Source organism: Pirellulales bacterium (assembly GCA_036499395.1).
In the GTDB taxonomy this organism is placed as follows: domain Bacteria; phylum Planctomycetota; class Planctomycetia; order Pirellulales; family JACPPG01; genus JACPPG01.
The window spans coordinates 193,707-218,827 of sequence record DASYDW010000064.1 but is presented as its reverse complement, the minus strand read 5'-3'; the positions used below and the strand labels follow the sequence as shown (position 1 = coordinate 218,827).

Annotated in this window: 21 protein-coding genes and 1 tRNA gene; 12 read left to right on the top strand and 10 right to left on the bottom strand. The window is 59.5% G+C overall.

The features are described from left to right. The first annotated feature begins 45 nt into the window (after positions 1 to 45). The gene (locus tag VGN12_12070) at positions 46 to 1,305 is read left to right on the top strand and encodes a PQQ-binding-like beta-propeller repeat protein (protein ID HEY4310179.1); all 1,260 of its coding nucleotides are present in this window, start codon (positions 46 to 48) and stop codon (positions 1,303 to 1,305) included. Positions 1,306 to 1,323: 18 nt separating this feature from the next. Here VGN12_12070 and VGN12_12065 read toward each other — a convergent pair whose 3' ends face one another. After that, positions 1,324 to 1,581, bottom strand: a complete 258-nt coding sequence (locus VGN12_12065) for a hypothetical protein (GenBank protein ID HEY4310178.1) — start codon at positions 1,579 to 1,581, stop codon at positions 1,324 to 1,326. A 368-nt stretch (positions 1,582 to 1,949) separates the two neighbouring features. Here VGN12_12065 and VGN12_12060 point away from each other — a divergent pair, with 368 nt between their 5' ends. Together VGN12_12060 and VGN12_12055 are read left to right on the top strand one after the other, a co-directional pair. After that, positions 1,950 to 4,358 (top strand): peptidase, encoded by a 2,409-nt coding sequence (locus tag VGN12_12060; GenBank protein ID HEY4310177.1) that lies wholly within the window; start codon positions 1,950 to 1,952, stop codon positions 4,356 to 4,358. A gap of 317 nt (positions 4,359 to 4,675) precedes the next feature. Beyond that, positions 4,676 to 6,259 (top strand): tetratricopeptide repeat protein, encoded by a 1,584-nt coding sequence (locus tag VGN12_12055; GenBank protein ID HEY4310176.1) that lies wholly within the window; start codon positions 4,676 to 4,678, stop codon positions 6,257 to 6,259. A 529-nt stretch (positions 6,260 to 6,788) separates the two neighbouring features. On the opposite strand, the gene VGN12_12050 is transcribed toward VGN12_12055, so the two are convergent. Beyond that, positions 6,789 to 8,750: a hypothetical protein gene (locus tag VGN12_12050; GenBank protein ID HEY4310175.1), complete on the bottom strand. Its 1,962-nt coding sequence runs from the start codon at positions 8,748 to 8,750 to the stop codon at positions 6,789 to 6,791. 395 nt (positions 8,751 to 9,145) lie between these two features. Between VGN12_12050 and VGN12_12045 the strand changes: the two genes are divergently transcribed. The 7 genes from VGN12_12045 (at position 9,146) to VGN12_12015 (ending at position 15,413) form a co-directional block, all read left to right on the top strand. Then, positions 9,146 to 10,549 carry an HD domain-containing protein gene (locus VGN12_12045; protein ID HEY4310174.1) on the top strand — a complete coding sequence of 468 codons (1,404 nt, stop codon included), beginning with the start codon at positions 9,146 to 9,148 and terminating at the stop codon, positions 10,547 to 10,549. 206 nt (positions 10,550 to 10,755) lie between these two features. Continuing rightward, positions 10,756 to 10,890, top strand: coding sequence for a hypothetical protein (locus VGN12_12040; GenBank protein HEY4310173.1), 135 nt, complete (start codon positions 10,756 to 10,758; stop codon positions 10,888 to 10,890). Between the two features lie 1,072 nt (positions 10,891 to 11,962). Continuing rightward, a complete protein-coding gene (locus tag VGN12_12035) occupies positions 11,963 to 12,769 on the top strand; it encodes a hypothetical protein (protein ID HEY4310172.1) in 807 nt (268 codons plus the stop codon). Between the two features lie 12 nt (positions 12,770 to 12,781). Then, complete coding sequence (locus VGN12_12030; GenBank protein ID HEY4310171.1) at positions 12,782 to 14,242, top strand: TraM recognition domain-containing protein; 1,461 nt, start codon at positions 12,782 to 12,784, stop codon at positions 14,240 to 14,242. 12 nt (positions 14,243 to 14,254) lie between these two features. Continuing rightward, positions 14,255 to 14,848, top strand: a complete 594-nt coding sequence (locus VGN12_12025) for a hypothetical protein (GenBank protein ID HEY4310170.1) — start codon at positions 14,255 to 14,257, stop codon at positions 14,846 to 14,848. Between the two features lie 23 nt (positions 14,849 to 14,871). Further along, positions 14,872 to 15,147 carry a hypothetical protein gene (locus VGN12_12020; GenBank protein ID HEY4310169.1) on the top strand — a complete coding sequence of 92 codons (276 nt, stop codon included), beginning with the start codon at positions 14,872 to 14,874 and terminating at the stop codon, positions 15,145 to 15,147. Between the two features lie 5 nt (positions 15,148 to 15,152). After that, positions 15,153 to 15,413 carry a hypothetical protein gene (locus VGN12_12015; protein HEY4310168.1) on the top strand — a complete coding sequence of 87 codons (261 nt, stop codon included), beginning with the start codon at positions 15,153 to 15,155 and terminating at the stop codon, positions 15,411 to 15,413. 381 nt (positions 15,414 to 15,794) lie between these two features. Here the strand turns inward: VGN12_12015 and VGN12_12010 are convergent, their stop codons facing one another. The 5 genes from VGN12_12010 to guaA all read right to left on the bottom strand — a co-directional run bounded on the left by VGN12_12010 (position 15,795) and on the right by guaA (position 21,120). Then, a complete protein-coding gene (locus VGN12_12010) occupies positions 15,795 to 17,003 on the bottom strand; it encodes a site-specific integrase (protein ID HEY4310167.1) in 1,209 nt (402 codons plus the stop codon). Between the two features lie 63 nt (positions 17,004 to 17,066). Further along, positions 17,067 to 17,139 (bottom strand) — tRNA-Gly (locus tag VGN12_12005). 193 nt (positions 17,140 to 17,332) lie between these two features. Then, on the bottom strand, positions 17,333 to 17,512 hold the full coding sequence (locus VGN12_12000) for a hypothetical protein (protein HEY4310166.1): 180 nt from the start codon (positions 17,510 to 17,512) through the stop codon (positions 17,333 to 17,335). Between the two features lie 213 nt (positions 17,513 to 17,725). Continuing rightward, positions 17,726 to 19,399, bottom strand: coding sequence for an energy-dependent translational throttle protein EttA (gene ettA / locus VGN12_11995; GenBank protein ID HEY4310165.1), 1,674 nt, complete (start codon positions 19,397 to 19,399; stop codon positions 17,726 to 17,728). Between the two features lie 137 nt (positions 19,400 to 19,536). Further along, positions 19,537 to 21,120: a glutamine-hydrolyzing GMP synthase gene (guaA, locus tag VGN12_11990; protein ID HEY4310164.1), complete on the bottom strand. Its 1,584-nt coding sequence runs from the start codon at positions 21,118 to 21,120 to the stop codon at positions 19,537 to 19,539. A gap of 213 nt (positions 21,121 to 21,333) precedes the next feature. On the opposite strand from guaA, the gene surE reads away from it, so the two are divergent. Next, positions 21,334 to 22,092 (top strand): 5'/3'-nucleotidase SurE, encoded by a 759-nt coding sequence (gene surE, locus VGN12_11985; protein ID HEY4310163.1) that lies wholly within the window; start codon positions 21,334 to 21,336, stop codon positions 22,090 to 22,092. 74 nt (positions 22,093 to 22,166) lie between these two features. After that, complete coding sequence (locus VGN12_11980; GenBank protein HEY4310162.1) at positions 22,167 to 22,637, top strand: hypothetical protein; 471 nt, start codon at positions 22,167 to 22,169, stop codon at positions 22,635 to 22,637. 6 nt (positions 22,638 to 22,643) lie between these two features. On the opposite strand, the gene VGN12_11975 is transcribed toward VGN12_11980, so the two are convergent. From VGN12_11975 to eno, 3 genes are all read right to left on the bottom strand, one after another. Continuing rightward, positions 22,644 to 23,177, bottom strand: coding sequence for a hypothetical protein (locus tag VGN12_11975; protein HEY4310161.1), 534 nt, complete (start codon positions 23,175 to 23,177; stop codon positions 22,644 to 22,646). After that, positions 23,174 to 23,557, bottom strand: a complete 384-nt coding sequence (locus VGN12_11970) for a hypothetical protein (protein ID HEY4310160.1) — start codon at positions 23,555 to 23,557, stop codon at positions 23,174 to 23,176. Before VGN12_11970 ends, VGN12_11975 begins: the two co-directional genes overlap by 4 nt. Positions 23,558 to 23,695: 138 nt before the next feature. Continuing rightward, complete coding sequence (gene eno, locus VGN12_11965) at positions 23,696 to 24,976, bottom strand: phosphopyruvate hydratase (GenBank protein HEY4310159.1); 1,281 nt, start codon at positions 24,974 to 24,976, stop codon at positions 23,696 to 23,698. Positions 24,977 to 25,121 lie beyond the last annotated feature (145 nt).

Here is a 25,121-nt window from a genome sequence, read left to right as displayed (position 1 = left end):
AATGTGCCCGAACACCTTGCCCCCCTCCCCGCAACGAGCCCCGCCGTGCCTGATTCGTTACCCGTAAGCATCGCTCGTTCGCTGCTGGCAACTCCGCTGCGGCCTATTTGGTCGGTTGTCATCTCGTTGGGCATCGTTGCGACGGCTACTGGCGAGGACTGGCCGCAATTCCGCGGGCCCGACGGGCAGGGGCATTCCAACGAGCGCGGCTTGCCGATCGAGTGGAGCGAGACGCAAAACGTGGCCTGGAAGCAGCCGATCGAAGGACTTGGCTGGTCGTCGCCGACAATCGTGGCGGGACAAATCTGGCTGACGACGGCGAACACCGAACAGGGCACGCTGCAGGCCGTGCGTCTCGACGCGAAGAGCGGGCAAGAGATTTCCTATTTCGAAGTCTTTCGCAAAGACGACCTCGGCCCCATTCACAACAAGAACAGCCACGCGTCGCCGACGCCGATCATTGAAGGGGACCGGGTCTATGTGCATTTCGGCGCGCACGGCACCGCTTGTTTGTCGACCGCCGGCGAGGTCCTGTGGCGCAACGAAGACCTGAAATACGATCACCGGCACGGACCAGCCGGTTCGCCGGTGATCTTTGGCGAACTGTTGATAATCAGTTGCGACGGGACCGATAAGCAGTTCGTCGTGGCCCTGGACAAAAAAACTGGTCAGACGCGCTGGCAGACCGATCGCACCGGACGAATGGCTTACTCGACGCCGCTGGTGATCGATGTCGAAGGGCAGAAGCAACTCGTCAGCCCAGGCGGCGACCAGGTGGTGAGTTACGCTCCGGATACGGGCAAGGAAATCTGGCGCTTTCGCTACGACGGCTACTCGGTTGTGCCACGGCCGGTATTTGGACATGGCCTCGTGTTCGTCAGCTCGGCTTACGACTCGCCGGTGTTGTACGCGATTCGATTGCCGGGCACAGGGGACATCACCGAGACGGCAGCTGCCTGGTCGATGCGGCGTGGCGCGCCGAATAACCCGTCGCCCGTGCTCGTGGGAGACGAACTTTATATCGTCAGCGATCTCGGCATTGCCACGTGCGTCGACGCCGAGACCGGCGAACAGCATTGGCAGACTCGTTTGGGAGGCGGGTTCTCGGCGTCTCTACTCGAGGCCGAGGGGAACATCTACTTCACCAACGAAGAAGGCCTGACGACGGTCATGGCGGCGGACAAGTCGTCGAAGAAGCTGGCAACGAATCAGGTCGAAGGGCGCACGCTCGCTTCACTGGCCACGACCGACGGCGCTATCTTCTTGCGAACGGACAAGGCGCTCTATCGGATTCAGTCGCCGTAGTGCCGCGATCGGCCGCGGTTACTCGTGCGTTTCGTCATCTTCTAATCGCTCCTGCCGCGTGAGCGACTGCAAGGCCAGCAATACGGTCAGGGCCACGATCGCTAGCGCCCAAACGATGCCCAAGACCAGCCCCAGCCGCTCGAAGGCCACGGCTCCGGCGGCGTCTTCTAGAGCAGCCAACAGGCGCGCGACCGTTAAAATCAGCACGATCGCGATGGGCAGAAACAACGTGCCCGCCAGCAGCCAGAGTATGATGCGTCGCAAATCGGGTAGCAAACGAACTCTCCCGTGGGATGTGACGCAGTTTCTGCGATCTGACCGGCCGAGGGTTTACGCGGTTCGGCGAGCGCCAGGGGCGCTTTGAGGGTCATTCTGCGAGCCTGCCCCCCAGCCTGTCAATGCACCGGGGGGCCGAAAGGGGCATGGCCAATTGCATTGACTCATGCGTTGGGCAGGGGACAATTGGGGAAGTTCTGTGCTTGGCCGCTTGACGAGCAAAGGTCGACGGCAAGTTCGCGGCCGGAGTGCATTTGCGAGCCGTTCGCTCAAGGCATCGCGGTAACTCGCGGCAAGCGACGCTCCCTTCGCGAGCAGCACAATAAAACTTTCGGCGCAGTTAGGACCAGGAACAGAAGAGCCTGCGCATGACACGATCTACCCTTCTACGTAGTGGCGCTATCACTTTCTTTTGCTGCTCGATCGTAATGGCTTGCGCCAGCGCTGCGCATGCTGCGCGAATCGTCATGAAAGACGGGCGCATCATCGAAGGCAACCTGATCGAGCTGGCCAGCATCTCGAATAAACCCTTGAAGCCGAAGGCCGAGGGTGCCCCTTCCCCCAAGTTAATCGTGCTTTCCGACGATGGCCTGCGCCGCACGTATGTCTACCAGCACCAGATCGAGAGCGTGCTGGAGGGAAGCACCGGCGACCCGCCTGAGCGCTTTCTGTTGAAGGATCAGCGCGTTGTCCGCGAAGGGGGGCGGCGCATTCAGGCGCTGGGCCAAATGAAGCGCATTTCGCCGTTCGACGAATGGGGAAGGCGCACGATCGAAATGCTCACCGATAAGGGGAACGTAACGATCTTCCAGGGAATCAGCGAGATTACGCCCAACTGGACGCGTGTCGAAGGATTGAGTCTGCGGGATGCCACGCCCTATCAGTGGGATCAGCGCATCGCGACCACTTCACTGACGCCTGATTTGCTGGCCAAGATCCTGGCCCGGCAGATCAATCCGAAAGTCATCGACCAGCGTCTGAAGATCGTGCGATTGTACCTGCAGATGGATCGCTACCAGGAGGCGCAGGCCGAACTCGCGCAGATCATCAAGGATTTTCCGGAGCACGCCGAGCAATTCAAACGGACCGAGCGCGAGCTGACGCAACGCGCCGCGCAACGCATGCTGACCGAAATCCAGGTCCGTCGCGACGCCGGGCAGCATCAATTCGCCATCACCTGGTTGGGCAACTTCCCGCACGACGGCGTGGCCGGCGAGATTCTGCAAAAGGTCAAGCAGACCACCGAAGGCTATCAAAACGAGATTGCGCGCGGCAAACGCGTAGTGGCGAAGATCGAAGAGCTGCTGGCGCTGATCGCGGATACGAAGATGCGAGAGAAGATTCGTCCGATCTATGAAGAGATCGCGGCCGAGTTGAATCTGAACACGCTGGATCGCATGAGCGCTTTCGAGCAATCGATGGACGACGAGTCGATGGATGCCGAAGAAAAGCTGGCCCTGGCCTGCAGCGGATGGCTGATGGGGAGCAACGATTCGATACGCAAGTTGCCGGTCGCGGCGTCGCTGTTCTCCGTCCGCAAAAAAGTCCGCGAGTACCTGGAAGAGCCGCAAAAGCCGACACGGACCGAGATCCTAGACAGTCTGGCATCCGAGGAAGGGGCCACGGTCGAATATGTCACGCACCTGGTGGCCATCATGCTGCCGACGCGGAAAACGCCCGACCCCAACCCAAAAACGCCGGGCTTTCACGAGATCATGATCGACAGCATCGACGACGAGCCGCCGATTACGTATTACGTGCAACTTCCCCCCGAATACGATCCTCATCGGATCTATCCCACGATTCTGACGCTCAACGGCAGCGGCTCGACCCCCCAGGAGCAGATCGACTGGTGGGCCGGCGCGATGGATGCGGACGGCGGTCGCCTGGGACAAGCCGGAAGGTACGGATACATCGTCATTGCGCCGGCCTGGGCCAAAGAGCAACAAGGGAGCTACGGCTACACGCTGCACGAGCATTTGAGTGTGCTGCACACCCTTCGCGACGCCTGTCGACGGTTTGCCATCGACACGGATCGCGTCTTCCTGTCAGGGCATTCGATTGGCGGTGATGCGGCGTGGGACATCGGATTGGCTCATCCCGATCTGTGGGCCGGCGTGATTCCGATCGTGGCCGTGGCCGACAAGTATGTGAAACATTACTGGGACGAGTGCAAGTTCGTTCCGCTGTACGTGATCGAAGGCGAGATGGACGGCGATAAAATCGCCCGCATGGCCTCGATGTTTGATAAGTGGCTGACCACGGCGGGCATGAACTTCACCCTCGTCGAATTTCAGGGGCGCGGGCATGAGCACTTCTCGGACGAGGTGTTACGGCTGTTCGATTGGATGGGGCGATTGAAACGCGACTTCGCCCGCAAGAGCTTCACCGGTTACACGATGCGCCCGTGGGATAACTTCTTCTGGTGGGTCGAGGTGGGGGACTTGCCGCAAAAGACGTTGGTCGATCCCTCGGACTGGCCGCCGGCTTCCGGCACGCGCGCGGCGGAAACGACAGCCAAGGTCAACGCGAACAACGGAGTGCATGTCAAAACGGGCGCCGATCGAGTGACGGTTTGGCTCTCGCCCGAGGTGGTGGACTTCAAGCGCAAGATCACGGTTTCGATCGGTGGCCGGGCTGTGAAGTTGACGGGCGACTTGGAACCAAGCCTGAGCGTGTTGCTGGAGGACGTGCGCACGCGCGTCGCCCGGTTGCATCCCTTCTGGGCGAAGGTGGAAACGCCGGGCGGACGCGTGAACGTGGCGGGGCGCAAGTAGCGTTCAGTAACGGCCGCCACAGTATGCGGATTCGCTTAGCCGCGAATCCACTCCGCAATCTGGCAATTTCCCGCGGTACGAGCGGCCGTCATTCTTTTCGCGCCCGTTCCGCGCCGGGCAAGCACGCGGCTTGAGGAAATGTGAAAAGATTCCCCCTGTGCAGGTTCTCCGGCGAACCCCAATTACGGGCTGACGGGTATTTGGCGAAACGCCACCCGTGGGGGTAAATAATCCGTTATTTTCTCGCCGGAGAGCTATTTTGCGCGTACAAATTAGGAGATAGGAGCGGCGCGCGCAAACATCGGGAGGGTTGTTCGATGCGATCTCGACACATGATATGGTCTACGGCGCTGGCGAGCGTCGCGTTACTGAGCGTGGGGCAAATCGTGTACGCACATGGCGGTGGTGGCGGCGGCGGTGGACATGGCGGGGGGGGCGGCGGCCATGGTGGTGGATTCGGTGGCGGGCATGGCGGAGGCTTCGGCGGGGGCCACAGCGGCTTTAGCGGCGGGCATGGTGGATTTGGCGGCGGCTATGGCGGATACGGAGGTTTCGGCGGCGGACACAGCGGGTTTTACGGTGGAGGTGGAATCAATTCGCCGGGTATGCACAGCGGCTCTTCCGCGGGGCATATCGGGGGAAGCAATCTCGGCGGCATGCATCACGGCAATCTGGGGGGCGCCAGTGGGCTGAACGGCTCGCGCGGCATAACGCATAGCGCACCCTCGCACATCAACCAGTCGGTTCTCAGCAATAGTGGCGGCCATCACGGCACGAATGGAAACCTGAATTCCGCAATGGGCGGCAGTCGGGGCGTCGGTTCGGCCACGCACGCCGGCAACCATCTGACCTCACTGAGCCATTCCGCGGGCGCCGCCGGTCAAGGCGCTCACCAGTCGCAGTTCCTCTCCAATCACGGTGCGCACAACTCGGGCTTTCGTGGGACAAACAATCTCCACAACGGCAACGTCCATAACGGCAACCTTGCGAACCATTTGCACAACGGAAACCACAACGGCAATTGGAACCATAACAATTGGAACCACAATAACTGGAACCGGAATAATGGCTTTTTCTCGCCGTTCTTCTTCGGCGGGTTTTGGCCGTGGTGGGGGGGCTTTGGATACAACAATTGGTGGTACGGTCGCAATTGGGGTTGGCCGTACTGGTACGGCTATGGCTACCCGTTCTTTGGCTATCCGTTCCTAGGGATGTACGGCCTCTATGGTGGGTACGGCTACGGGGGCGGAGGGTACGGCTACGGGTATGGCTCCGGCTATCCCTACTACGCCTACAACGCCTACGGTACGGACGAATTAGCTGATGCCGGCCAGCAAGCAGCCCCCGATCAGGCCGCACAAGGACAGATCGGCGAGTTCGCCGCGGCGGGCGAAACCGATTTCAAGGCCGGTAGCTATGACAACGCGGTGCGCGATTGGCGCCACGCGCTGCTCGACGATCCATCGAATGGCACGCTGGTGCTAATGTTCGCTCAGGCTCTGTTTGCCACTGGCAAATTCGACGAAGCGGCAGGCGCCGTGCAACAGGGACTGGCCATGTTGCCCCAGGATCAGTGGGGTGTGGTCGTGAAGAACTACACCGAGCTGTATCCCAAGGTGGGTGAATACACCAAGCAGCTACGAGTGCTTGAGAAGGCCGTCAAAGATCAGCCTGACTCGCCGGCGCTCCGCTTCTTGGTTGGTTACCACTATGGTTACCTCGGCTATCCGCAGGATGCCATGAAGCAGTTGGAAAAGGCCAAGGCCCTGGCACCGCAGGATGTGCTGACCAGCAAGCTGCTCGGTCAGTTCTCAGGCAATGGCAACGATGCCGACAAGCCTGACGGCAACGCCGAGGCGGAGTTGCCACCGCAGGCGAAGGCCGATTTGCCGAAGTTCTAAGGCTGCGGGTGAAGCTTTTGAAGATGAAAAGCCGTGCGACTGGGATCAAACCTGGTCGCGCGGCTTTTTTTGCGCGCGGGTGTCTTTCGCAGTTCGCGCGGCGGGCTGTTAGCAGCCAGCCATAGGGCAAAAATTACTGAGAATGCTTGCAAGTATCTGAAGTGCGCGGGACCTCAGAATCGAGCGGCGCAAGAAGCCCCGCGGCGCAAAAAGAAAGCCGCCAAGGCGGTTAGGGACGCCTGGCGGCTATGGCTGCAACTCGTGGGGGAGGGCCGCTACGGGGATAGAGGCCAATGCAGCCACTTCGGATGCTACCGAGTGACGATCCCCCATCACAATATGCCGATAGGCATAGCGACAAAGTGCCACCTAAAACCTGGATGAACCCTTGGCCCTCGTAACTCCTTACAAGCAAGCCAGTGGTGGCATTTCGCACTGTCTTCAGCGCGAGCGAAAGATAACTGTCAGGATTTGGCAAGCACAGAATTCGCAAGCAATTTCGTGGCTACAAATCCTGCCGGACGTCGAGCTACGGATTGTCCTTGCGGAACAGGAATCCGACGACGATCCAACCATCTTCCTCGGTCGAGGCGTACGTTCCGCCGGTGCCCAGGTAACGTCGGGCCACCTGATAGTCGGGGAGCTTGCTGCCATCGAGCTCGGCCTTGCGCACGGCCCCGTCGGCCTGCTCTTCCTGAGCCGAACGGATGATCTGCGCCAGAATCGTCTCAGACTCGGGCAGCTTGCCGGCTTTGAACAAGTCGTAAGTGATGCGGAACTGCTCATCAGCGCGGGTGAAGTTGCGCACGCACACTTCCGTGGCGCCGAGCTTCTTCAACTCGTCGTTGACGCGCTTGTATTCGCCGTCGTTTTCCAGCCGATCGCTCGCGTCCGTACCGCCGAGCACTTTCTCCAGGAAATCGACGTGTGACGCGACAAACAAGTGCCCACGCGCCACGGCGACAGCCGCATTGGGAAGCTGAACCGACTCTTCCCCCTCTTCGCCGAGCTTGGCGCGCAACCGCTCGCCGGTGGGTTTCTCGTCTTTGACCTTGCCTTTCTCGTCAGTCGCATCCGAAACTACGACTCCGAGCGCCGCGGGGGCGTTGGCCGAGATCTCGTCAGGTCGTTCGACCACGACGGCCGCGACGGCATCGTCCTCGGCCTTCATCTCCCAGATTACGTAGTTCTTGAAGACTCGCTTGATGACATTCTGATCCGTCTCGAGCGACTTTTGCACGGCCGCGGCCAGCGCTGCTTCATTCGTCGTTTCGACAGCAAAGACAAAACGCTCGCTGCTGGGGGTAATCGGCAGTTTGTAATCGGTGACGACGACCGCCCGATTCCCCAAATGGCCGACCAAGTCCTTGCGGATGTCGATGCCTGGGCCGTTCGGATCGTCGCGAACGCTGTCGATCGTGTCGTCGAAGGTTCCTTCGGATCCCTCGCCGAATAGCTCGTCAAAGAGCGTGCTGAACTTCTCGAATGCGGTTTTGATTTCCCAATTCAGGGTGGTGAAGGTCACGACATCGCGCGAAATCCAGTCCGGCGGATTCGTCGGCGCGGTGTTCGGGAAAGCAAGCATGCCCATCGCCTTTTCGTAGGGCTTGGGGGCATAGACCGCGGTGCGATGCAGAACTTCGTACTCGCCGTGCGACACATTCACGAAGCCGCCGACGCCTTGAATGGCGCCGAAGCCTTCGTTGCGCAACATGTTGACGTTCTTCTGTCGCTTCTCGTTATCGCCGGCCCGAACCGCGGCCACCGCCAGCGGGTCGATGTACCAGCGAGCGTCAGGGTGAAGCTCGCCGGCAGCCGTTGCCAACCGCTTCATGACGTGTTGATAAGGGGTCAGCGTCGACAGACTGCTGTCGTCTTTGCCCCCCAAGCGAGCGATCAGGTCCGTGAGGGCATCCACGCCATCCGCGCCAGCCAACAAGCCATCTTTGAGGAAATACGCCACGCGACGGGCCTCTTGACGATCTTCCTTGGCAGGCAGGTCGTAGATCGTGACCGCGACGCCACCGATCGTTTTCTGGCTCTTCTTGGCCTTTTCCTTGAGCAGATTTTTGTCAGCCTTTTCCAGGGCCTCTTTCGCCTTCACTTCGTTATTCGTGACATCGACCAGGACGATCATTGCCGAGCGTCCCCCGGCTGTACCGACAAGGGCGCCGCTCAATTCTCCGCTGGCGATGCCGCGCAGGTCATCGATCGAGAGGCCGATCTTCTGATGATTTGTCAGCCACTTGCTCTCCAACTGCTTGCGCAGATCCTCGGTGAACGGCTTCATCACCGGGTCTTCGAACAGTTGGTGGAGTTGCGTCTTTTCCCAGTTGGCCGTCAATTGCGGCGCGTTGGGGACAGAGAAATACGCCTTAGTGGAATTGGGATACAGCGTATCGGCGGCTGGCACCGCGGCCACGGCGGCTCCCCAGGGAGCCAGTATCAAACTCGCCACGGCCAATAGCCACGTTGCAGAACGAATGAGCACAGTCACCTCCTCGCTGAATTTCCGCCTCAATTGGCCCGACGCCGACTCCGCGAATCATCGCCATCGGAATCGAGTCAAAGGTTCCGGATTTTACCGTTTAGGCAATTTTCATGCCAGCACATGGGCTGCGCAGTTTAGAAAAACTGAGAAAGGCCGAGAGGTGCCTCGAAAAAGTGCTCACTCCGTTAGCTGACGGCCGAACGGCCGCGCTTTGACCCCGCCTGAAGCCCGGAGACACCTTACGTCACTTCCTCGGAATAAAAGTCTCCTTCGCTTGACTATTCTCTAATCGATTTCGCTGCGCCACGAAAAAGCCTCGCTATATGGCGTGTGTTCGCTGAATGCACATCACGGGCCGATAGACGGCGGAAACATGCTGCTACATAATCCGCGCTATGCGCGATTATAAAAACGAAGGACTGACCCACGATCCCTTACATGGCTACATACCATTTACGCAAGGGGCGATAGCCGGCGAGGTGGCAGAGCGGCAGTTCATCGACCATCCCTGGCTGCAGAGACTGCGTCAAATACATCAACTGCAAACGGCGTGGTGGGTTTTTCCCGCCGCGGAACACACTCGTTTCCAGCATGTCGTAGGCGTGATGCATGTAGCTAGCCGTGCCGTGGCTGCCCTATTTGAAAGCCTGGCCGAAGTCTGCCCCGAAGTGCCGAGCCGTGGATACGTCGAGTCGCTGATGCGATTGGCCGGGTTACTTCACGACGTCGGGCACGGGCCGTTCGGCCATTTTTTCGATGCCCACTTTCTGGCCCGTTTCGGGCACACGCACGAGACGATCGGCGGACGGATCATTTGCAACGAATTGGGGGACCTGATTCGCGGGGTACGCCGCAATCCCCACAGCCGCTTGCGCGACGACGAACAGCTCGACCCGGCGCAGGTGGCCTACCTGATCACCCGCCCGCGATCTGGTCCCGGCAATGAAAACGACGAGGCACCGCGCTGGCTGCGGTTTCTGCGCAGTCTGTTTTGCGGACTGTACACCGTCGACAACATGGATTTCGTGCTCCGCGATGCCTACATGTCCGGTTTTTCGACCAAGTCCTTCGACCTCGATCGGCTGCTGCATTACAGTTTTTTCAGCGAATCGGGGCTGACGATCTACGCCCGGGGCGTTCCGGCACTCGTGCGCTTCGTGGCAGCGCGGGCAGAGCTGTTTCGCTCGATTTATTTCCATCGCACGGTGCGGGCGATCGATCTGACACTGGCCGATCTGTTCGCCGAAAGCGGGTCGTACATCTTTCCGGGCGATCCTTTGACTCACCTGGACAAATACCAAAGGTTCACCGAGTGGTCGCTGCTGGTGGACGTGGCTCGTTGGTCGGAAAGCAACGATCCGCGGCAAAGGGCGCTGGGGGATCGCTGGCGCGACCTGGTCGCGCGCCGGTTGCATTGGCGGATGGCCTGCGAGCGGACTGTATTCTTCGACCCACAGACCGGCGAACAGGGGAGCATCTTCAGCCGGCCGGAATTTTTCGAGCAAGCGTTGCGCGAGGCACTACCGCAAGAGTTGCGCGACATGCCGCTGCGTGTCGACCTGGCACGACATGTCAATCGACCCGGCACGCGCGGCCCCGCGGCGGGGCAGAATTACTTGTACGACGACGCCCGGGGCAAACCACGACCGCTGGCCGATAGCGAACTGTTCCGACAGGTGCCATTCAGCTACCGCATCTGCCGAGTATATAGCGAAACGCACGAGCACGACGCTGTGCTGGCCAAAGCGCTTGATACGCTCGTCGGGCCGAGCGCGGTGGATGACACGACGAATATGTAGTTGCAGAAGTGCCGGCCTACGCTGCTTGCCATCCTATGGAGAAACCGAGACGGCCCTCCGCGCCGGTGGAGATTCGGCGTCCGATTCCGCAGTTTCTCTTTTAACAATTGGACTCGAGGTTTCTAGGAAGCATGCTCTTTACGGAACGCGCCATAGCAACTGTGGCATACGCGTGCGCATGCGGCATCCAAGCACCGAATCTGGACATGGCGACTCTTAAGGCGGCGTTGAAAAGGGACTATGTTCGCTGCGGCATTGCCAGCGGACCACATCACGCCGAGGAACTGTTCCGCGACATTGAGCGACAAGGGGCGGCGCTTGCGGTACAGAAGCGTCCGTAGCCGTCTCTCCAGGACGGAATCATTCTTCTGCACGAAGTCTGGTAGTCCTCACCGCTCGTGGTGATCTGTAAAGGCACCACCATTTCATGAAACGCGCGATTCGCCGCTTCGCGTATTCATTTAGGCTCATAGTCGTTGTCGCTTGCGGCTCCAGAGACGCGAATGAGCTACGTCGCTCAATCGACAAACAACTAATCCCATAACCCAAGAGAGAAGGATGATCGAGTTTTGGATCCATTTCGTTGTGTGGCTCTTGATCGATTTGGTTCGGGAGATGTCTAGCGTCGGTTGCTAGAAGACATCGAAAAGTGCGATGGTCGCGTGAACTGGTTGTCGTTGAATGGATGAGTTGTCCGCAAGGCAAAAGGAGAGTTTGAAATGTCGATGTTGTTGGCCGAATTCGTGATCGAGATTTTGCTCCAAATTATTTTCTTCGGTCTCGGGTCCATTACTGCAGTTTAGGGCCGAGTGGGCGCCCAGCGGGAGCGTGCCCGCTGGGGAATGTCGAAGTGTTTTTGTGCGATCAGGTTTTTTCGAATCGATGCGCGTCGCTTGCGGATGTCGGCGCAGCATTAACCGGTAATCCGCAATTTCAAAAAAGGAGCTTTCAATGTCCCCGCTCCAACTTCTGTTGCATGCAGCCGTTGAGCTGATCCTGGACTACCTCAACGACGCTCCCAAGGGGCAGTAGTAACTCCGGTGCTCGCGCGGTGGAACCAGGCTACCGCGCGAGCCATTTTAAACCCGAGGAATTCGAACATAGGAAGGGAAATGCCCATGCGAGGCACGCGACCAATGCAACTCCTGTGCGCACTTCTGGGCACAGCCATCGGCGCACCATCCATCTATTATCTGTCGCTTCCGCCGTCGGAGCGAAGTGCGATGGGTAGTCGGGCCAGCCATCTGGCCCAGGGTCTCTATGGCAGGTCGGTGGACGCTCTGAATTATTTCGAGGTCCGCGAAGTCCAGAGATTGATTCGGGATCAATTCAACTAGTTGTTGAGTGGTCCGGCGGCGTGTGTCGCCGGTCGGTGTCGGTCACAGGTGACGATCGGAAAAAAAGGAGAGCCGCATGGCTATGAAACTGCAAGAAGTCAATCCGGCGACGTTGAAACGAACACATCAACTTCGCAAAAGCATTCCGAAGGAAGAGGGAACTGCGGCAATTGAGAGTGTGAAGGCCAATGGGCTATTGCATCTCCCTTACATCGATTCGCAAGGCGAATTGATTGCCGGCGATGTGCTCGCTTGGGCGGCGCAGAAGGCCGGCGAAGAGGTGATACCGGTGCTGGTCGACGAGACTGCGATCACAGAAGAAGAAGCCTTAAGGGCGCAACTCGGTGAAGACGCACAGTACATTCCGCTCAAAGTGACGGACCGGGCTCGGGGATTCGAGCGTCTGATGGAGCTGAGGAGCTGTACGGCGACGGAAGTTGCTGTCTACGTCCAAACGAGCGATGCGGACGTTACGCGGCACCGTTCGATTTTGACGCTCGAACAACCGTTTCAGGATTTGGCTGACTCAGGAAAGCTTGGGATCAGCAAACTCTACGAGCTTAGCTTGATGTCGTCAGAGGAACGCACGGCGCTACTTCCACAATTGCGCAACGGCGAGTTGACGCGCGCCGACATCGTAGCTGCTCGGAAGCCGGCGAGTGGACCAAAGGACATCGACAGCTCCGCTTCACCCAAGCGTCTTACGGCGGTGCTCGCCGGCTCGCGTTCGGTCACCGTCCAGGCGGATGAGTTGGATCTGGACGCGTTCATCGAAACCGTACGCGAGGTACTCAAACGAGCGCAACGCGCTCAAGCACGCGGGGTTGATCTGCAAGGTTTTGTGCGTGCCCTGCGCGCCGAGACGAAGGCTGCCAAGGTCTAGAGGAGCACTGCGATGTGGCCATTCGGAAAATCGTATTGCTCGAACCTGAGCGCCTCGCTGCTCAATTTTTCAAAGAGCGATCACTTTTGCCTCTCGGATGCGACGGAGGGGTGCCTGGTGCTCGGCGCCACCGGCAGCGGCAAGTCCACAGGTCCGGGGAAATCGCTTGCACGCGCATACCTCTCTGCAGGGATGGGAGGGCTCGTACTCACCGCGAAGGCCGAGGAATGCAAGGTGTGGGAAGACTACTGCCGTGCCACGGGGCGATTGAAGGATTTCTACGTCTTTTCAACACGCGGTCCGTTGCGATTCAATTTTCTTGACTATGAGCTTAAGCGGCGAGGACCGGGCGCCGGGCTTACGGAGAACATTGTCCATCTGTTCTGCGAGATGCTGGAGGTGGCCGAGCGACAGTCGGGGCAGGCCGGAAGAGCCGATGAAGGCTATTTTCGGCGGGCCAACCGTCAATTGCTACGCAACGTCGTCGATTTGCTGGTCATGGCGAAAGGACGAGTGTCCGTTCCGGAGCTGTACCAGGCCGTAATATCGGCACCGACTTCCCTGGCGCAACGGGATTCAAACGAATGGAAGAAAACGTCCTTTTGCTTCCAGTGTCTGCGTGAAGGCGACGCGCAGCCAAAGTCTGCTTCTCGCGCGCACGATTTTGCAATCGTCGCCGACTATTTCTTTGTCGAGTATCCAGCACTTTCGTCGCGGACTAGAAGCGTAGTCGTTAGCACCTTCACCAGCATGGTCGATGTGATCCAGCGAGGAGTGCTGGCGCAGCTCTTCTGCGGCGAGACGAACATTACCCCGGAAGCGATTGAGGCAGGAGCAGTTTTGGTAATTGGGCTTCCAACCAAGGAATTTGGCGAGGTTGGCCAGTACGCACAAGTGTTGTGGAAGACTGCGTTTCAGAGGTCGATCGAACGGAGGGACATGGCGCGCAATAAGCGGCCCGTTTTTCTTTGGGCTGATGAAGCGCAGTTTGTCACCACAGCCTATGACATGCAGTTCCAGACCACTTGCCGAAGCTCGCGCGTGGCGACCGTCTACCTGACGCAGAACATCAGCAACATGTACGCGGCGCTTGGCGGCAGCGATCAGGGCGAATACCAGGCGAACTCTCTCTTCGCCAATCTCAATACGAAAATCTTCACGGCCAATGGTGATCCTGTCACGAATGAATGGGCGGCAGCGTTGATTGGCAAAAAGCGGCAGTTTCTCACCAATGGGACAAGTTCGACGCTACCGGACGAGGGCGGCAGCGACTTCTGGAGCATGGGCAGGCGCACGCAAACGACGGCTGGAGTCAGTGAGTACGTTGATTTCGAGGTGCAGCCTCGCGAGTTCACGACGCTGCGCCGCGGAGGGCGTGCCAATCGCGGCCAGATCGATTCAATCGTCTTTCAGGGTGGCCGGTTATTCCGTGCAACCGGGCGTACTTGGCTGCCGGTTACCTTCCGTCAATAGGAGCGATGAGACATGAGCGTCGTTGAACGTGGCACAAGTGATCACCGCCGCGGTGGAATGGTTGGCACGCGATGGTTTAACGGACTGTCGCTTCTGATCAACAGTATCGCTGTGTCGATCGAGGTATTCATTCGCCGCGATTTCGGGGGACGGTACATCGGCGCGCAAGCCGTCCTGGCGGCAGTACTGATTCCTGGCTATTGCCAGGCGTGGAGCCCTAACGATGCGTTTCCGATGGTCTGCTTTTATTTCCTGTTCTTGGGCGCCGCTATCGCCAAGGCCATTCGTGGCTATCTGCGAATGCGGCGCGGGCAGAGCGACCACACTCGCTATTCCGGAAGACCGAACGTGCTTACGACGTTTCCGCGGCAGTCGGACGACAAAGCCAAGAAATATGTCGAACCGATGCTTGTGTTCATAGCCGGGATGGTGCTCCTACATCTGACTCCGGCCCTCGCCCTCTATCTATGCGTGGCATCGGCTTGTTTGCACTTGAGTGCATGGGAAACGGAGAAATGGATGCGCAAGCGGGCTTGGGACATGAATGATGCCGTTTGCGAACAGCAAGATATCGCGGAGCGTTTCCGCGGTCTGCGTGGTGAATAGGTCTTAAGTACAGGGAGTTAGCAATGGGTTCAGACGGCAGTGAAAAGTTCGGCGAAGGACATTTGAAGGCAATGGGGCGGCAGGGACTGAATGAGCTTCGGGCCGCGGTTTACACCGGGTCCAACATCGCGCAGCAACCTGAGTATGGCCTGTACGGTACGCCAACCCCCGGTGAGATTGCCGATGCTCGCCGGATCAATGATCGAGATTTTGAGCAAGACGACATTTCGATGGGTGGAGAACAGGACTACGACATCGACTTGGACGGGCCGGACGATCCTGGAATCGATATGGAGTGATGATCATGCATGACAATGATCCTGCCTTGGTGGTAGGAGCTGTGTTGGCAGTAATAGCGATCAGCACCGTTCTTGATTTGCCGCCGTACACCTGGATTGCCCGGTCATATGACCTTGGCGCGTCGATGCTTGGCGCTGGTTGGGAATGGCTGGTGCGGGGCCTGGTCGCGGGTCGCGCCGCGAGCGGGCGCGCGATGCGTCGTGCATGGGAATTTGTCGGCTATGGCATTTCGAAGCACGAATCGCCGTCGGATCAAGGGGAGTGACGCGATGTCCCTGTCAAACTTGTTTTTCCTAGGGCTATGTTTCGGCATGTACAAGCTCGGGGGCTTCGTGGAACGGAACCCTGGACAGCTTTGGGCATGGTCGAAGTGGTTGTGGAAGTGGATCAATCCGTGAGCGGGTGGCATCATGTACACGGTAAAGAATGTCGCTGAACGGCTTCGCGTATCGCAGGGGACGGTATATGCGGCGATCGCCGATGGGCGGCTGCGATCCTACCGCCTTGGCCGCGGCCGGGGTGCGATTCGCATTTTGGAGGAAGGTGTGCGGAAGTTTCTTGAACAGGCGGCCGTTGAGCCGCCTCCTCCTGCGATTAAGCCGCAGTCGGGCTTCCGGCATCTCAAGCTGCGGTAAGACGGCCTCCGTTATCCGGTATGGCCCTTCATAGCCGTCGCCCGTTGCAGCTCCTCACGTAAGAATCCTGGGTCTTGCTCCAGGTGGCCGTAGACCCGGCTTACCATCCTGGTGTCGGTATGGCCGAGCAGAACGCTCAAGGTCATGCCGGCAACGCGGTTCTTCAGCGCACGCGTGGCAAAGGAGTGCCGGAAGCTGGTCGGGCATGCATCCTCCAGGCCACGGATCGGCAAGGGGATGTCACCTAGCATTTTCCTGGTGAGCTTCCTGGCTGTGATGCAATCCTGGCAGGCGTATCGTCGCTTGCGGCCAAGCTTCTCGTTTTGGGGCACGTGCGGGCCGCGGACAAAGGCAATGGCGGTGCCGTCACAGAACGTGCAGGCCTTGGCAAGCGGCTTGGCCGCCCTCTGAAAGCGAAGGACGATGGCATTGGTCTTCCACGGCTTGCCGTCTCTATTCCGAAAGATCGGGCGGGTGGGATACTTCGCGGCAAGCCTGGCGGTAATGTCCAAGGACGTCGGGGTTAGGTAAATCGTGCGGGGGGTTCGCTTACCCTTGGATTTTTCACGGGGAAAATTCCAGCAGTGATCGGCCTCGTTGAAGTTCGCTGCCTCGACGTGGCGGATTTCCTGAACGCGGCAGCCGGTTTCCCACAGGGTGGTAAAGAGGTCGCGGGCTTCCTCGTCCGCACAGCGAGCGAGGATCTCGCGGAACTGGTCAGGCGTGATGACCGTCTCGCGTGGGCGTTGCTGTGGCTTTTCGATGTCCTTGAGCGGGCTCTTGGGAATGTAGCCTCGTTTCACCGCCCAGTTCATGGCCCGTTGGACGGCACGGATGGCGCCGTAGATGGTATCGGGGGCGAGCCCCTTGTATTGCTCGTCGATCCAGGCGGTGACGTGCCGCTCGCGGAGTTCAAGGAGCTTAAGCCTGGTGCCGATGTGGCGGGCAAACTTGCTCAGGTTCTCGGAATACCAACGGTACGTTCCTGCGGAGCGCCAGTCCTTGACCCAATCGAGGAAGGCCTCAAGCACGGCGCAGACGGTAGCGTCGGCGGTGGCCTCGATGTCTTTGCGCTCGGTCATCAGCCGGTGGTACTCGTCCCACGCGGCGTCCTTGTCAGGTCCCAAGGGAACCTGACGGCGGCCAAGCTGGACGTACCACGATTTCGTGGCTTTGCGAAAGAAGGGCTGCGGCTCGCGCCGTTTACGTGTCTTTTGCATACGACCCTCTCCTAACTCTGCAGTTATCTCTGCAATGCTAGGAGAGAGTCGACGTAAGTCTAGAGCGGGCGAACGGACTCGAACCGTCGACATCCAGCTTGGGAAGCTAGCGCTCTACCAACTGAGCTACGCCCGCATGTTGCAGCCGAATTGCATCGACTACAGGATTCGATTCTAAATCCTGGGCGGGGTGCCGTCTACGCGCCCGCTGGCCTGCTGCAAGACACGGCGAATCGGTAGGACGCGGGAGGAATGCGACATGGCATTCACGCCCAGGCGGTTGCGGACGTTTATTCGTAAATAGAATGCCTTCGATCAGACCTGAATTGCTAACGTGCGCGGCGCTTCACCGCCTTTGATGTCTTGGGCTTTTGCGAGGCGGTCTTCTTTTTAGCCGGCGTTGTTGCGGCCACTTTCACCGTCGCCGCGCCCTTCGTGGTGCGGCGCGTGAAAATTCCTTCCCAACCAGCGGCAAACTTCTTCGTCGAACCCGAGTGCAGCACCGTCATTGCAAACCGACTCCTCAAAAAAATCGAAAGTGAGCCGCGAGGTGAAACAGCTTTTGGAAGACGCTGACCGGCGGCGACGAACGTTCGCCTTGCCTGGGCAAGTTCCGCGCGGTGCGGCTAAAGAACTTCTTTATTATGCACTACAAATGCGGGTGTCTGGCAAGCCACCGACGTGCATTTTTCTTGCGAAAGAGAGTCTGGAATGGGGGCTTCCTAGTGCTGCAGCTTCTTGTATCGGAACCGTTTCGGCTGGTCGGCGTCCAGGCCCAGACGTGTGTGCCGCTGTTCCTCATAGGTCTGGAAATTCCCTTCGCACCAGTGGACGTAACCATCCCCTTCGAACGCCAGAATATGAGTGGCAATCCGGTCCAGGAACCAGCGGTCGTGGCTGATCACGACGACGCAGCCCGCAAAGTTGAGAATCGCTTCTTCAAGCGCCCTCAGGGTGTCGACGTCCAGGTCGTTGGTCGGTTCATCTAGCAGCAAAACATTAGCCCCGCGGCGGAGCAGCTTCGCCAGGTGAACGCGGTTTCGCTCACCGCCGGATAGCTTGCCGACTAGCTTTTGCTGGTCCGTGCCCAAGAAGTTGAACCGCGCGACGTAAGCCCGGGCAGGAACCTTGCGACTGCCGATGTCGAAGTTATCGTAACCGCCGGAAATCTCCTCGAAGACCGTCTTTTCAGGATCGAGGGCGTCCCGATTTTGGTCGACGTAGCCCATTTCGACCGTCGGTCCAACTCGCACGGTTCCAACGTCAGGCTTTTCCGCTTCGACCAGCATACGGAACAACGTCGTCTTGCCGGCGCCATTCGGCCCAATAATGCCGACGATGCCGCCGGCCGGCAGACGCAGGCTCAGGTCATCGATAAGTAACCGGTCGTTGTATCCCTTGCTGACCTTCTCCATGTCGATCACTAATTCGCCGAGATGCTTGCCCGGCGGGATCTGCATTTCGAATTCTTCCTGTCGGTCCTCGTAAGCCTCGGCCGACATCTGCTCGTAGGCCTTGATGCGGGCTTTGCTCTTGGCCTGGCGGGCCCGAGGAGCCATGCGAATCCATTCCAGCTCGCGTGTCAGGGTCTTTTGTCGGGCTGAAGCGGCCTTTTCTTCCAGGACCAATCGCTTTTGCTTTTGCTCGAGCCAGGAGGAGTAATTCCCTTCCCAGGGAATGCCCCGCCCGCGGTCGAGTTCCAGAATCCAGCCCGCCACGTTGTCGAGGAAATAGCGATCGTGCGTGACGGCCACGACTGTGCCAGGGTATTCAGCCAAGTGCCGCTCGAGCCATGCGACACTTTCGGCGTCGAGATGGTTGGTCGGTTCATCCAAGAGCAGCAGGTCGGGCTTTTCGAGCAGCATCTTGCACAACGCCACGCGGCGCCGCTCACCACCTGAAAGCGTGCTGACGTCGGCGTCCCCTGGTGGCAACTGCATCGCGTCCATTGCGATCTCGATCTGCCGGTCGAGTTCCCACGCGTTGACGGCGTCGATCTTGTCCTGCACGCGGGCCTGCTCGGCTAGCAACTTTTCCATGCCAGCGTCGTCCAATGGCTCGGCAAAGCGGGCGTTGATCTCCTCGAACTTTTGCAGCAGTTGCCGCGTTTCGATGACAGCCTGCTCGATATTGCCGCGCACGTCGGTCGAGGGGTCGAGCATTGGCTCCTGTGGCACGTAGCCTACGGTAAAGCCGTCGGTCAGGCGGGACTCGCCGTCGAACTCTTTATCCACGCCGGCCATGATGCGCAGCAGCGTACTTTTGCCCGAGCCGTTGCGCCCGAGCACGCCGATCTTGGCGCCGGGATAGAATGCCAGCCAGACGTCTTTCAGAATTTCGCGCTGGCCGAACTTCTTCGTCAGGCCGGCCATTTGATAGATGTATTGCTTGCTCATAATCTCGTTCGGTTATTGCCAGCGATCGTGATTCAGTTTTGGCGCAATGGACAGTTCATGCGAGGCCCGGGATCGCCATCGCCACGGATTCCGGTCCCCATAGATGCAGTAACTCGTGACTAGCTAGTCTGACGAGCCTATTCCCACTCGATCGTGGCCGGGGGCTTCGAACTGATGTCATAGACCACGCGGTTCACTCCCTTGACCTCGTTAATGATGCGCGTCGAAATTCGCGCCAGCAGGTCATAGGGCAACCGACTCCAATCGGCGGTCATGAAATCTTCGCTATCGATCGAGCGAACGGCGATTGTTTCTTCGTAAGTTCGCGCGTCTCCCATCACGCCTACGCTCTGCACCGGCAGCAACACGGCAAAGGATTGCGACGTTTGCCGGTACAGGCCGGCCTTGCGGATTTCGTCCACCACGATCCAGTCTGCCTCGCGCAATCGGTCCAGCCGCTCGCGAGTGACGGGCCCCAGGCAACGCACCGCCAGGCCGGGGCCAGGAAAGGGATGCCGCCAAACAATTTCATCGGGCAGGCCGAGTTGCGAGCCCAGCCGGCGGACTTCGTCCTTGAACAGGTCGCGCAGCGGCTCGATCAATTCGAAGCTTAAGTCCTCGGGCAACCCACCCACGTTGTGATGCAGCTTGATCGTAGCTGCTGGACCATCGACTGCCGCGCCACTTTCAATGACGTCGGGGTACAGGGTTCCCTGGGCCAAAAACTCGGCCCCTTCGATCTTGGCGGCCTCGTCCGTAAAGCACTCGATGAAGACCCGGCCGATGATCTTACGTTTCTCTTGCGGGTCGCTGACACCAGCCAGGGCGGCGAGGAATCGCTCCTCGCCCTGCACAACATGCAGATCGGTGCGAAAATGTCCCGAGAATTCGCGAATCACGGCGGCCGCTTCGTCCTTGCGCAACAGGCCGTTGTCGACCAGGATGCAGGAGAGTTGGCTGCCGATGGCCTGATATAAAAGCGCGGCGACGACCGACGAATCAACGCCGCCGGATAAACCACAGATCACGCGTCGATTACCGACACGGCGACGGATCGCTTCGATCGACTGCTCGGCGAAATCTCCTAATTGCCAGGCGCCCGTCGTATGGCACACGCGACGCACGAAATTGGCGAGTATTTCGCGCCCTTGCGGCGTGTGCGTCACTTCGGGATGAAACTGCACGCCGTAAACTGGCAGCGTTTTATGCCGCACGGCCGCGATCGCGCAGGTCGACGTGGTCGCCAAGGCTTCGAAATCATCGCTGACCTGAGTGACCTGATCGCCATGACTCATCCAGACTTGCGTATGCCGCGGCAGGCCAGAGAGCAGGTCGGTGTCGTTCGTGATTTCGCAGTTCGCGCGGCCGAACTCGCGGGCCTGGACGCTGTTGACCTTGCCTCCCAGGGCATCGCACGCCAGTTGCATGCCGTAGCAGATGCCCAGCACGGGAATTCCCATCCGAAAAATCTCGGGGTCGCAATGGGGCGCGCCGGGCTCGTAGACACTCGACGGGCCGCCGGAAAGGATGATTCCTTTCGGCGCCAGTTCGCGTAACCGCGCGGGCGTAATGTCGTGCCGGACGATCTCGCAATAGACGTTCTGCTCGCGGACGCGCCGGGCGATCAACTGCGCGTATTGAGCGCCGAAATCGAGGACCAGCACCTTTTCGTCCGTGGTGCTCGCCGGAGCGGCGTTTGCGGGTGCGGTGTCCAAAGCCATGGGCAGCAAAATGACGAGTGTCGGTGGACCCTGGGCGGGAATGGCCGGGGCCCTAAAACGAAAAAAGCCCGACGTTCGCCGGGTGAAACAGAAGATTATAAGATTCCCGCTGGCCATTGAATAGGGTTCGTTGCCGCTTGGCCCGGCACGGCGTTATAGTGCGACTGCGACAAATTACTCGTTTTCAAGAACCGCCTGCCATCGAGAAACCGCGTGCAAATACTTTTGACGAACGACGATGGAATCTACGCGCCTGGATTGGCGGCCCTGGAGCAAGAACTGCGGAAAATGGGGGACGTTACGGTCGTTTCGCCCGCCACCGAACAAAGTGGGGTCGGCCATTCGATCACGTTCCTCAGCCCACTTGTGGTGAAGGAAGTCTTCGAGGGGAATCGCCGGCGGGGCTGGGCGGTCGAGGGGAGCCCGGCCGATTGTGTTAAGTTGGGTATTTTCGAGTTCTGCCCGACGCGGCCGACACTGGTTGTCAGCGGCATCAATGGTGGATTGAATGCCGGCATCAACGTGCTGTATTCGGGCACCGTAGCGGCGGCCATCGAGGGAGCGTTTTTCGGCATTAACAGCATCGCCGTGTCGTTGGAGTTCAACGAGCACGCCGATTTTGACAAGGCGGCGACGCTTGCGGCGAAGGTCATTCAGCAGATCCTCGACCGTAAGGGAGATCGTCCGCAACTCTACAACGTGAATATCCCAACGCCCGCCTTGCAGCAGCCGAAGGGGGTTAAGGTCGTGCCGATGGGTGTCGAGCGGTACGGCGAGCATTTCGAGAAACGCATCGATCCGCGCGGACGCAACTATTACTGGGCCACGAGTGATCCTCCGCCGCGACCCGGTGATCACGAAACGGATTTAACGGCTCTCCTGGCCGGCTATGTGACGGTAACGCCCTTGGATTTCGATCTAACACGACACGATATGTTGGACTCGATGCGCAAGTGGGATTTGAAACTGTAGGGATTCCGCTGTAGGACTTTCCTAGGAAAGACAAGCGGCCGCCTTTCGCCCCCGATCCATCAGAGGAGCTTTCGATGAAGAGCAGTTGGTTGCCGCTGTTGGGCGTTATTTGTTTGGCAATCGGCTGTGGCGAAACGGCACAGCCTAGTGGACCAGCTCCCGCGGCGAGTGCCACGGCTGGTAGCGCTCCGCCGGCGCCAATGCCTCCTGCAATTGTCCCTCCGCCGGCCGCACGTGTTCAAGAAAAAGCGTCCGAGGATCTGACCAAGAAGGGGATCGCGGCCAAGGAAATCGGCAAGGGCGTCCTGGCCACGCCGACGAGCACGTTCCTGCGCATCCAGGACAAGGCGGTGTTTCTGTCCTTGGAGTCAGCGATGAATCTCTACAAGGGAGAGCATGGCGAGTTGCCGAAGACGCATGACGCCTTCATGCGCGACATCATCCAGGCCAACAATATCAAGCTGCCCGAGTTGCCTGACGACAGTCAGTACATCTACATGCCTGACAAGGGAGAATTGATGATCGAGCGTCGGACGATGCAGTAGGCCGGCTCAACGCCTGGCGCCCGTTCGGTCATGCAATTCGTAGTCGGTCATTACCCAAGTTTCCCCCTCGCGGCGGAGGCGAACGATGAACCGGCCGGCGAAATTCTCGTACGGCAGTTCGCCGCGCCGATCACGGCCGTTGATATAGCCCATAAAGTCGGCCTCAGCCGTGGGAGGGCTGACGAGTCGATTGAACTTCACGTCCAGGCGGCTGAACGACGCCTTGCTGATCGTGACTTGCGACATCTCTTGCTTGACACGACTGCGCATCGGCGAGGCCGAATCAATGAAGCGAATCACCGCTTCCGGATCGTTCGCCTCGAGCGCGTGCGCGGCCGCGGTGAGGGTCTCTTCGACAGATTCTTTGTCGGTGACGACCATCCATTCCAGCGCCAGTAATCCTGTCCCTAGTAGCGCCACTCCGACCATCACGGCCAGCAAAATGCCCCGCCCGGTTTTCACCAGCGCGAGCACGAGCAAGGCCTCGACGAGCACGATGGCCACGAGCGTGGGTGTGGGATCTTCGACAAGCCAGCTCATGGGTTTTCTTTCGCGCGACGCCGCGCGCCTCGCCGGGCATCTGCCCTAAGAAATGCAAGCACACCGAGCGCCGCAGCGCCAACGGCCAACAGCAAGGCCAGCACCGCGGCCAGCGGCCCCAGCGTGAATTGGCGAGCTGCCCGAGCATCGAGCTCGCGCGCCGGCGCATCATCCTCGGGAAGTTCGCCCGCTTCATTCCGCGCGATCTGCTCGCGAGAATCATTCATCCGTTCGAGCCGGGCCTGGCGATAGGCGTGCTTCGGCCCGATAACGACGATCGCCATGAGTGCTCCGGCGACGAATAGCACCAACCAGAACCAAGGTGAATCGGTGATAGGCGCGGCTGGGCTCGGCCGAGGAATATTTTCATCCGGGGACATGCCGCATGCCTCCACAGCCAGACGGCGCATGACGAGCCGCGTCACGCTATTCCTTCGCGTTCTGCAGCCAGTGCGTATAAGTCCGGTCCGGTCTCACAGAGGCTGGTTACCGAGACCTACCGCTATGCAAAACGGCTACTAACGCTTGGGGAAGAGCGGGCCGCCGTACACGGCCGCGTCGCCGAGTGCTTCTTCGATCCGCAGCAATTCATTGTACTTAGCCGTGCGATCGGTGCGCGACAGGGAGCCCGTTTTGATCTGCCCTGTGCCCAGGGCCACGGCCAGGTCGGCGATCGTGGCATCCTCGGTCTCACCGCTACGATGGCTGGAAATGCTCGTGTAACCATTGCGATGCGCCATTTGAATCGCCTCGATCGTCTCGGTCAGGGTGCCGATCTGGTTCACCTTGATGAGAATGCTGTTGGCGATGTGCTCGCGAATACCGCGCTCGAGACGCTTCGTGTTGGTTACGAACAAATCGTCTCCCACCAATTGCGTGGTGGCGCCGATCTTTTCGGTCAACAGCTTCCAACCTTCCCAATCGTCCTCGGAGCAGCCGTCCTCGATTGAACAGATGGGATACTTCTTCCGCCAGCCGGCCAGAAATTCGACCATGCCGGCGGCGTCCAATTGCCGGCCATCCATCGTGTACGTTTTTGTTTTGCTATCGAACAGTTCGGTCGCGGCGACGTCCAGGGCGATGAACACCTGCTTCCCGATTTCGTAGCCGGCCTTGCCCACCGCCTCGACGATAACGTCCAAGGCTTCGGTATTGCTCCCCAGGTCGGGTGCGAAGCCCCCTTCATCGCCGACCGCAGTCTTGAAGCCTTTCGCTTGCAAGACTTTCTTCAGCGAGTGAAATATCTCGACGCCACTTCGCAGCGCGTCGCTGAAACGCTCGAAGCCCAGCGGCATGACCATGAATTCCTGCACGTCGACTTTGTTGTCGGCGTGCGCGCCGCCGTTGATGATATTCATCATGGGGGCGGGCAAGACGCGAGCGCCGACGCCGCCCAGGTACCGGTACAGCGGCAGGCCACAATGTTCGGCCGCGGCATGTGCGACTGCCAGGGAAACGCCCAGGATGGCGTTAGCTCCCAGGTTCTTCTTGTTCTCGCTGCCGTCGAGCTCGATCATGCGGTGGTCAATGGCCGTTTGATCGAGCGCGTCTGAGCCGACCAATTCGGCGGCCAGCTTCTCGTTGACGTTCTCGACCGCCTTGGCCACGCCTTTGCCACCGAATTGCTTGTCGCCCGTGTCGCGCAGCTCCCACGCTTCGTGAACGCCGGTGCTGGCGCCGCTAGGGACCGCGGCCCGGCCAAAGGCACCGCCGGCCAATCGCACGTCCACTTCTACGGTCGGATTGCCGCGGCTATCGAGAATCTGGCGGGCATGAATATCAACAATCGTAGAAGGCATGGCTCTGCTCTCCTGGGAATCTTGAGGTTCGGGACAACATCCGACGCGGCGCCGCAGTGACAGGCTCGCAGTCGCGGCAGCAATCGGACGGGCGGCGGTTCGACCGAGGGTCCGCGGGCGTGGACCGTAAACCGCTGGGCGGGCG

What these genes read in the sequence shown, in the direction of transcription:
- VGN12_12055 (HEY4310176.1), top strand. Translation starts at nt 4,676, where the DNA reads ATGCGATCTCGACACATGATATGGTCTACGGCGCTGGCGAGCGTCGCG.
- VGN12_12015 (HEY4310168.1), top strand. Translation starts at nt 15,153, where the DNA reads ATGCATGACAATGATCCTGCCTTGGTGGTAGGAGCTGTGTTGGCAGTA.
- VGN12_12020 (HEY4310169.1), top strand. Translation starts at nt 14,872, where the DNA reads ATGGGTTCAGACGGCAGTGAAAAGTTCGGCGAAGGACATTTGAAGGCA.
- ettA (HEY4310165.1), bottom strand. Translation starts at nt 19,399, where the DNA reads ATGAGCAAGCAATACATCTATCAAATGGCCGGCCTGACGAAGAAGTTC.
- VGN12_12000 (HEY4310166.1), bottom strand. Translation starts at nt 17,512, where the DNA reads ATGACGGTGCTGCACTCGGGTTCGACGAAGAAGTTTGCCGCTGGTTGG.
- VGN12_12040 (HEY4310173.1), top strand. Translation starts at nt 10,756, where the DNA reads ATGGCGACTCTTAAGGCGGCGTTGAAAAGGGACTATGTTCGCTGCGGC.
- VGN12_12045 (HEY4310174.1), top strand. Translation starts at nt 9,146, where the DNA reads ATGCGCGATTATAAAAACGAAGGACTGACCCACGATCCCTTACATGGC.
- VGN12_12010 (HEY4310167.1), bottom strand. Translation starts at nt 17,003, where the DNA reads ATGCAAAAGACACGTAAACGGCGCGAGCCGCAGCCCTTCTTTCGCAAA.
- VGN12_11970 (HEY4310160.1), bottom strand. Translation starts at nt 23,557, where the DNA reads ATGTCCCCGGATGAAAATATTCCTCGGCCGAGCCCAGCCGCGCCTATC.
- VGN12_12030 (HEY4310171.1), top strand. Translation starts at nt 12,782, where the DNA reads ATGTGGCCATTCGGAAAATCGTATTGCTCGAACCTGAGCGCCTCGCTG.
- VGN12_12035 (HEY4310172.1), top strand. Translation starts at nt 11,963, where the DNA reads ATGGCTATGAAACTGCAAGAAGTCAATCCGGCGACGTTGAAACGAACA.
- eno (HEY4310159.1), bottom strand. Translation starts at nt 24,976, where the DNA reads ATGCCTTCTACGATTGTTGATATTCATGCCCGCCAGATTCTCGATAGC.
- VGN12_11980 (HEY4310162.1), top strand. Translation starts at nt 22,167, where the DNA reads ATGAAGAGCAGTTGGTTGCCGCTGTTGGGCGTTATTTGTTTGGCAATC.
- guaA (HEY4310164.1), bottom strand. Translation starts at nt 21,120, where the DNA reads ATGGCTTTGGACACCGCACCCGCAAACGCCGCTCCGGCGAGCACCACG.
- VGN12_11975 (HEY4310161.1), bottom strand. Translation starts at nt 23,177, where the DNA reads ATGAGCTGGCTTGTCGAAGATCCCACACCCACGCTCGTGGCCATCGTG.
- VGN12_12025 (HEY4310170.1), top strand. Translation starts at nt 14,255, where the DNA reads ATGAGCGTCGTTGAACGTGGCACAAGTGATCACCGCCGCGGTGGAATG.
- VGN12_12060 (HEY4310177.1), top strand. Translation starts at nt 1,950, where the DNA reads ATGACACGATCTACCCTTCTACGTAGTGGCGCTATCACTTTCTTTTGC.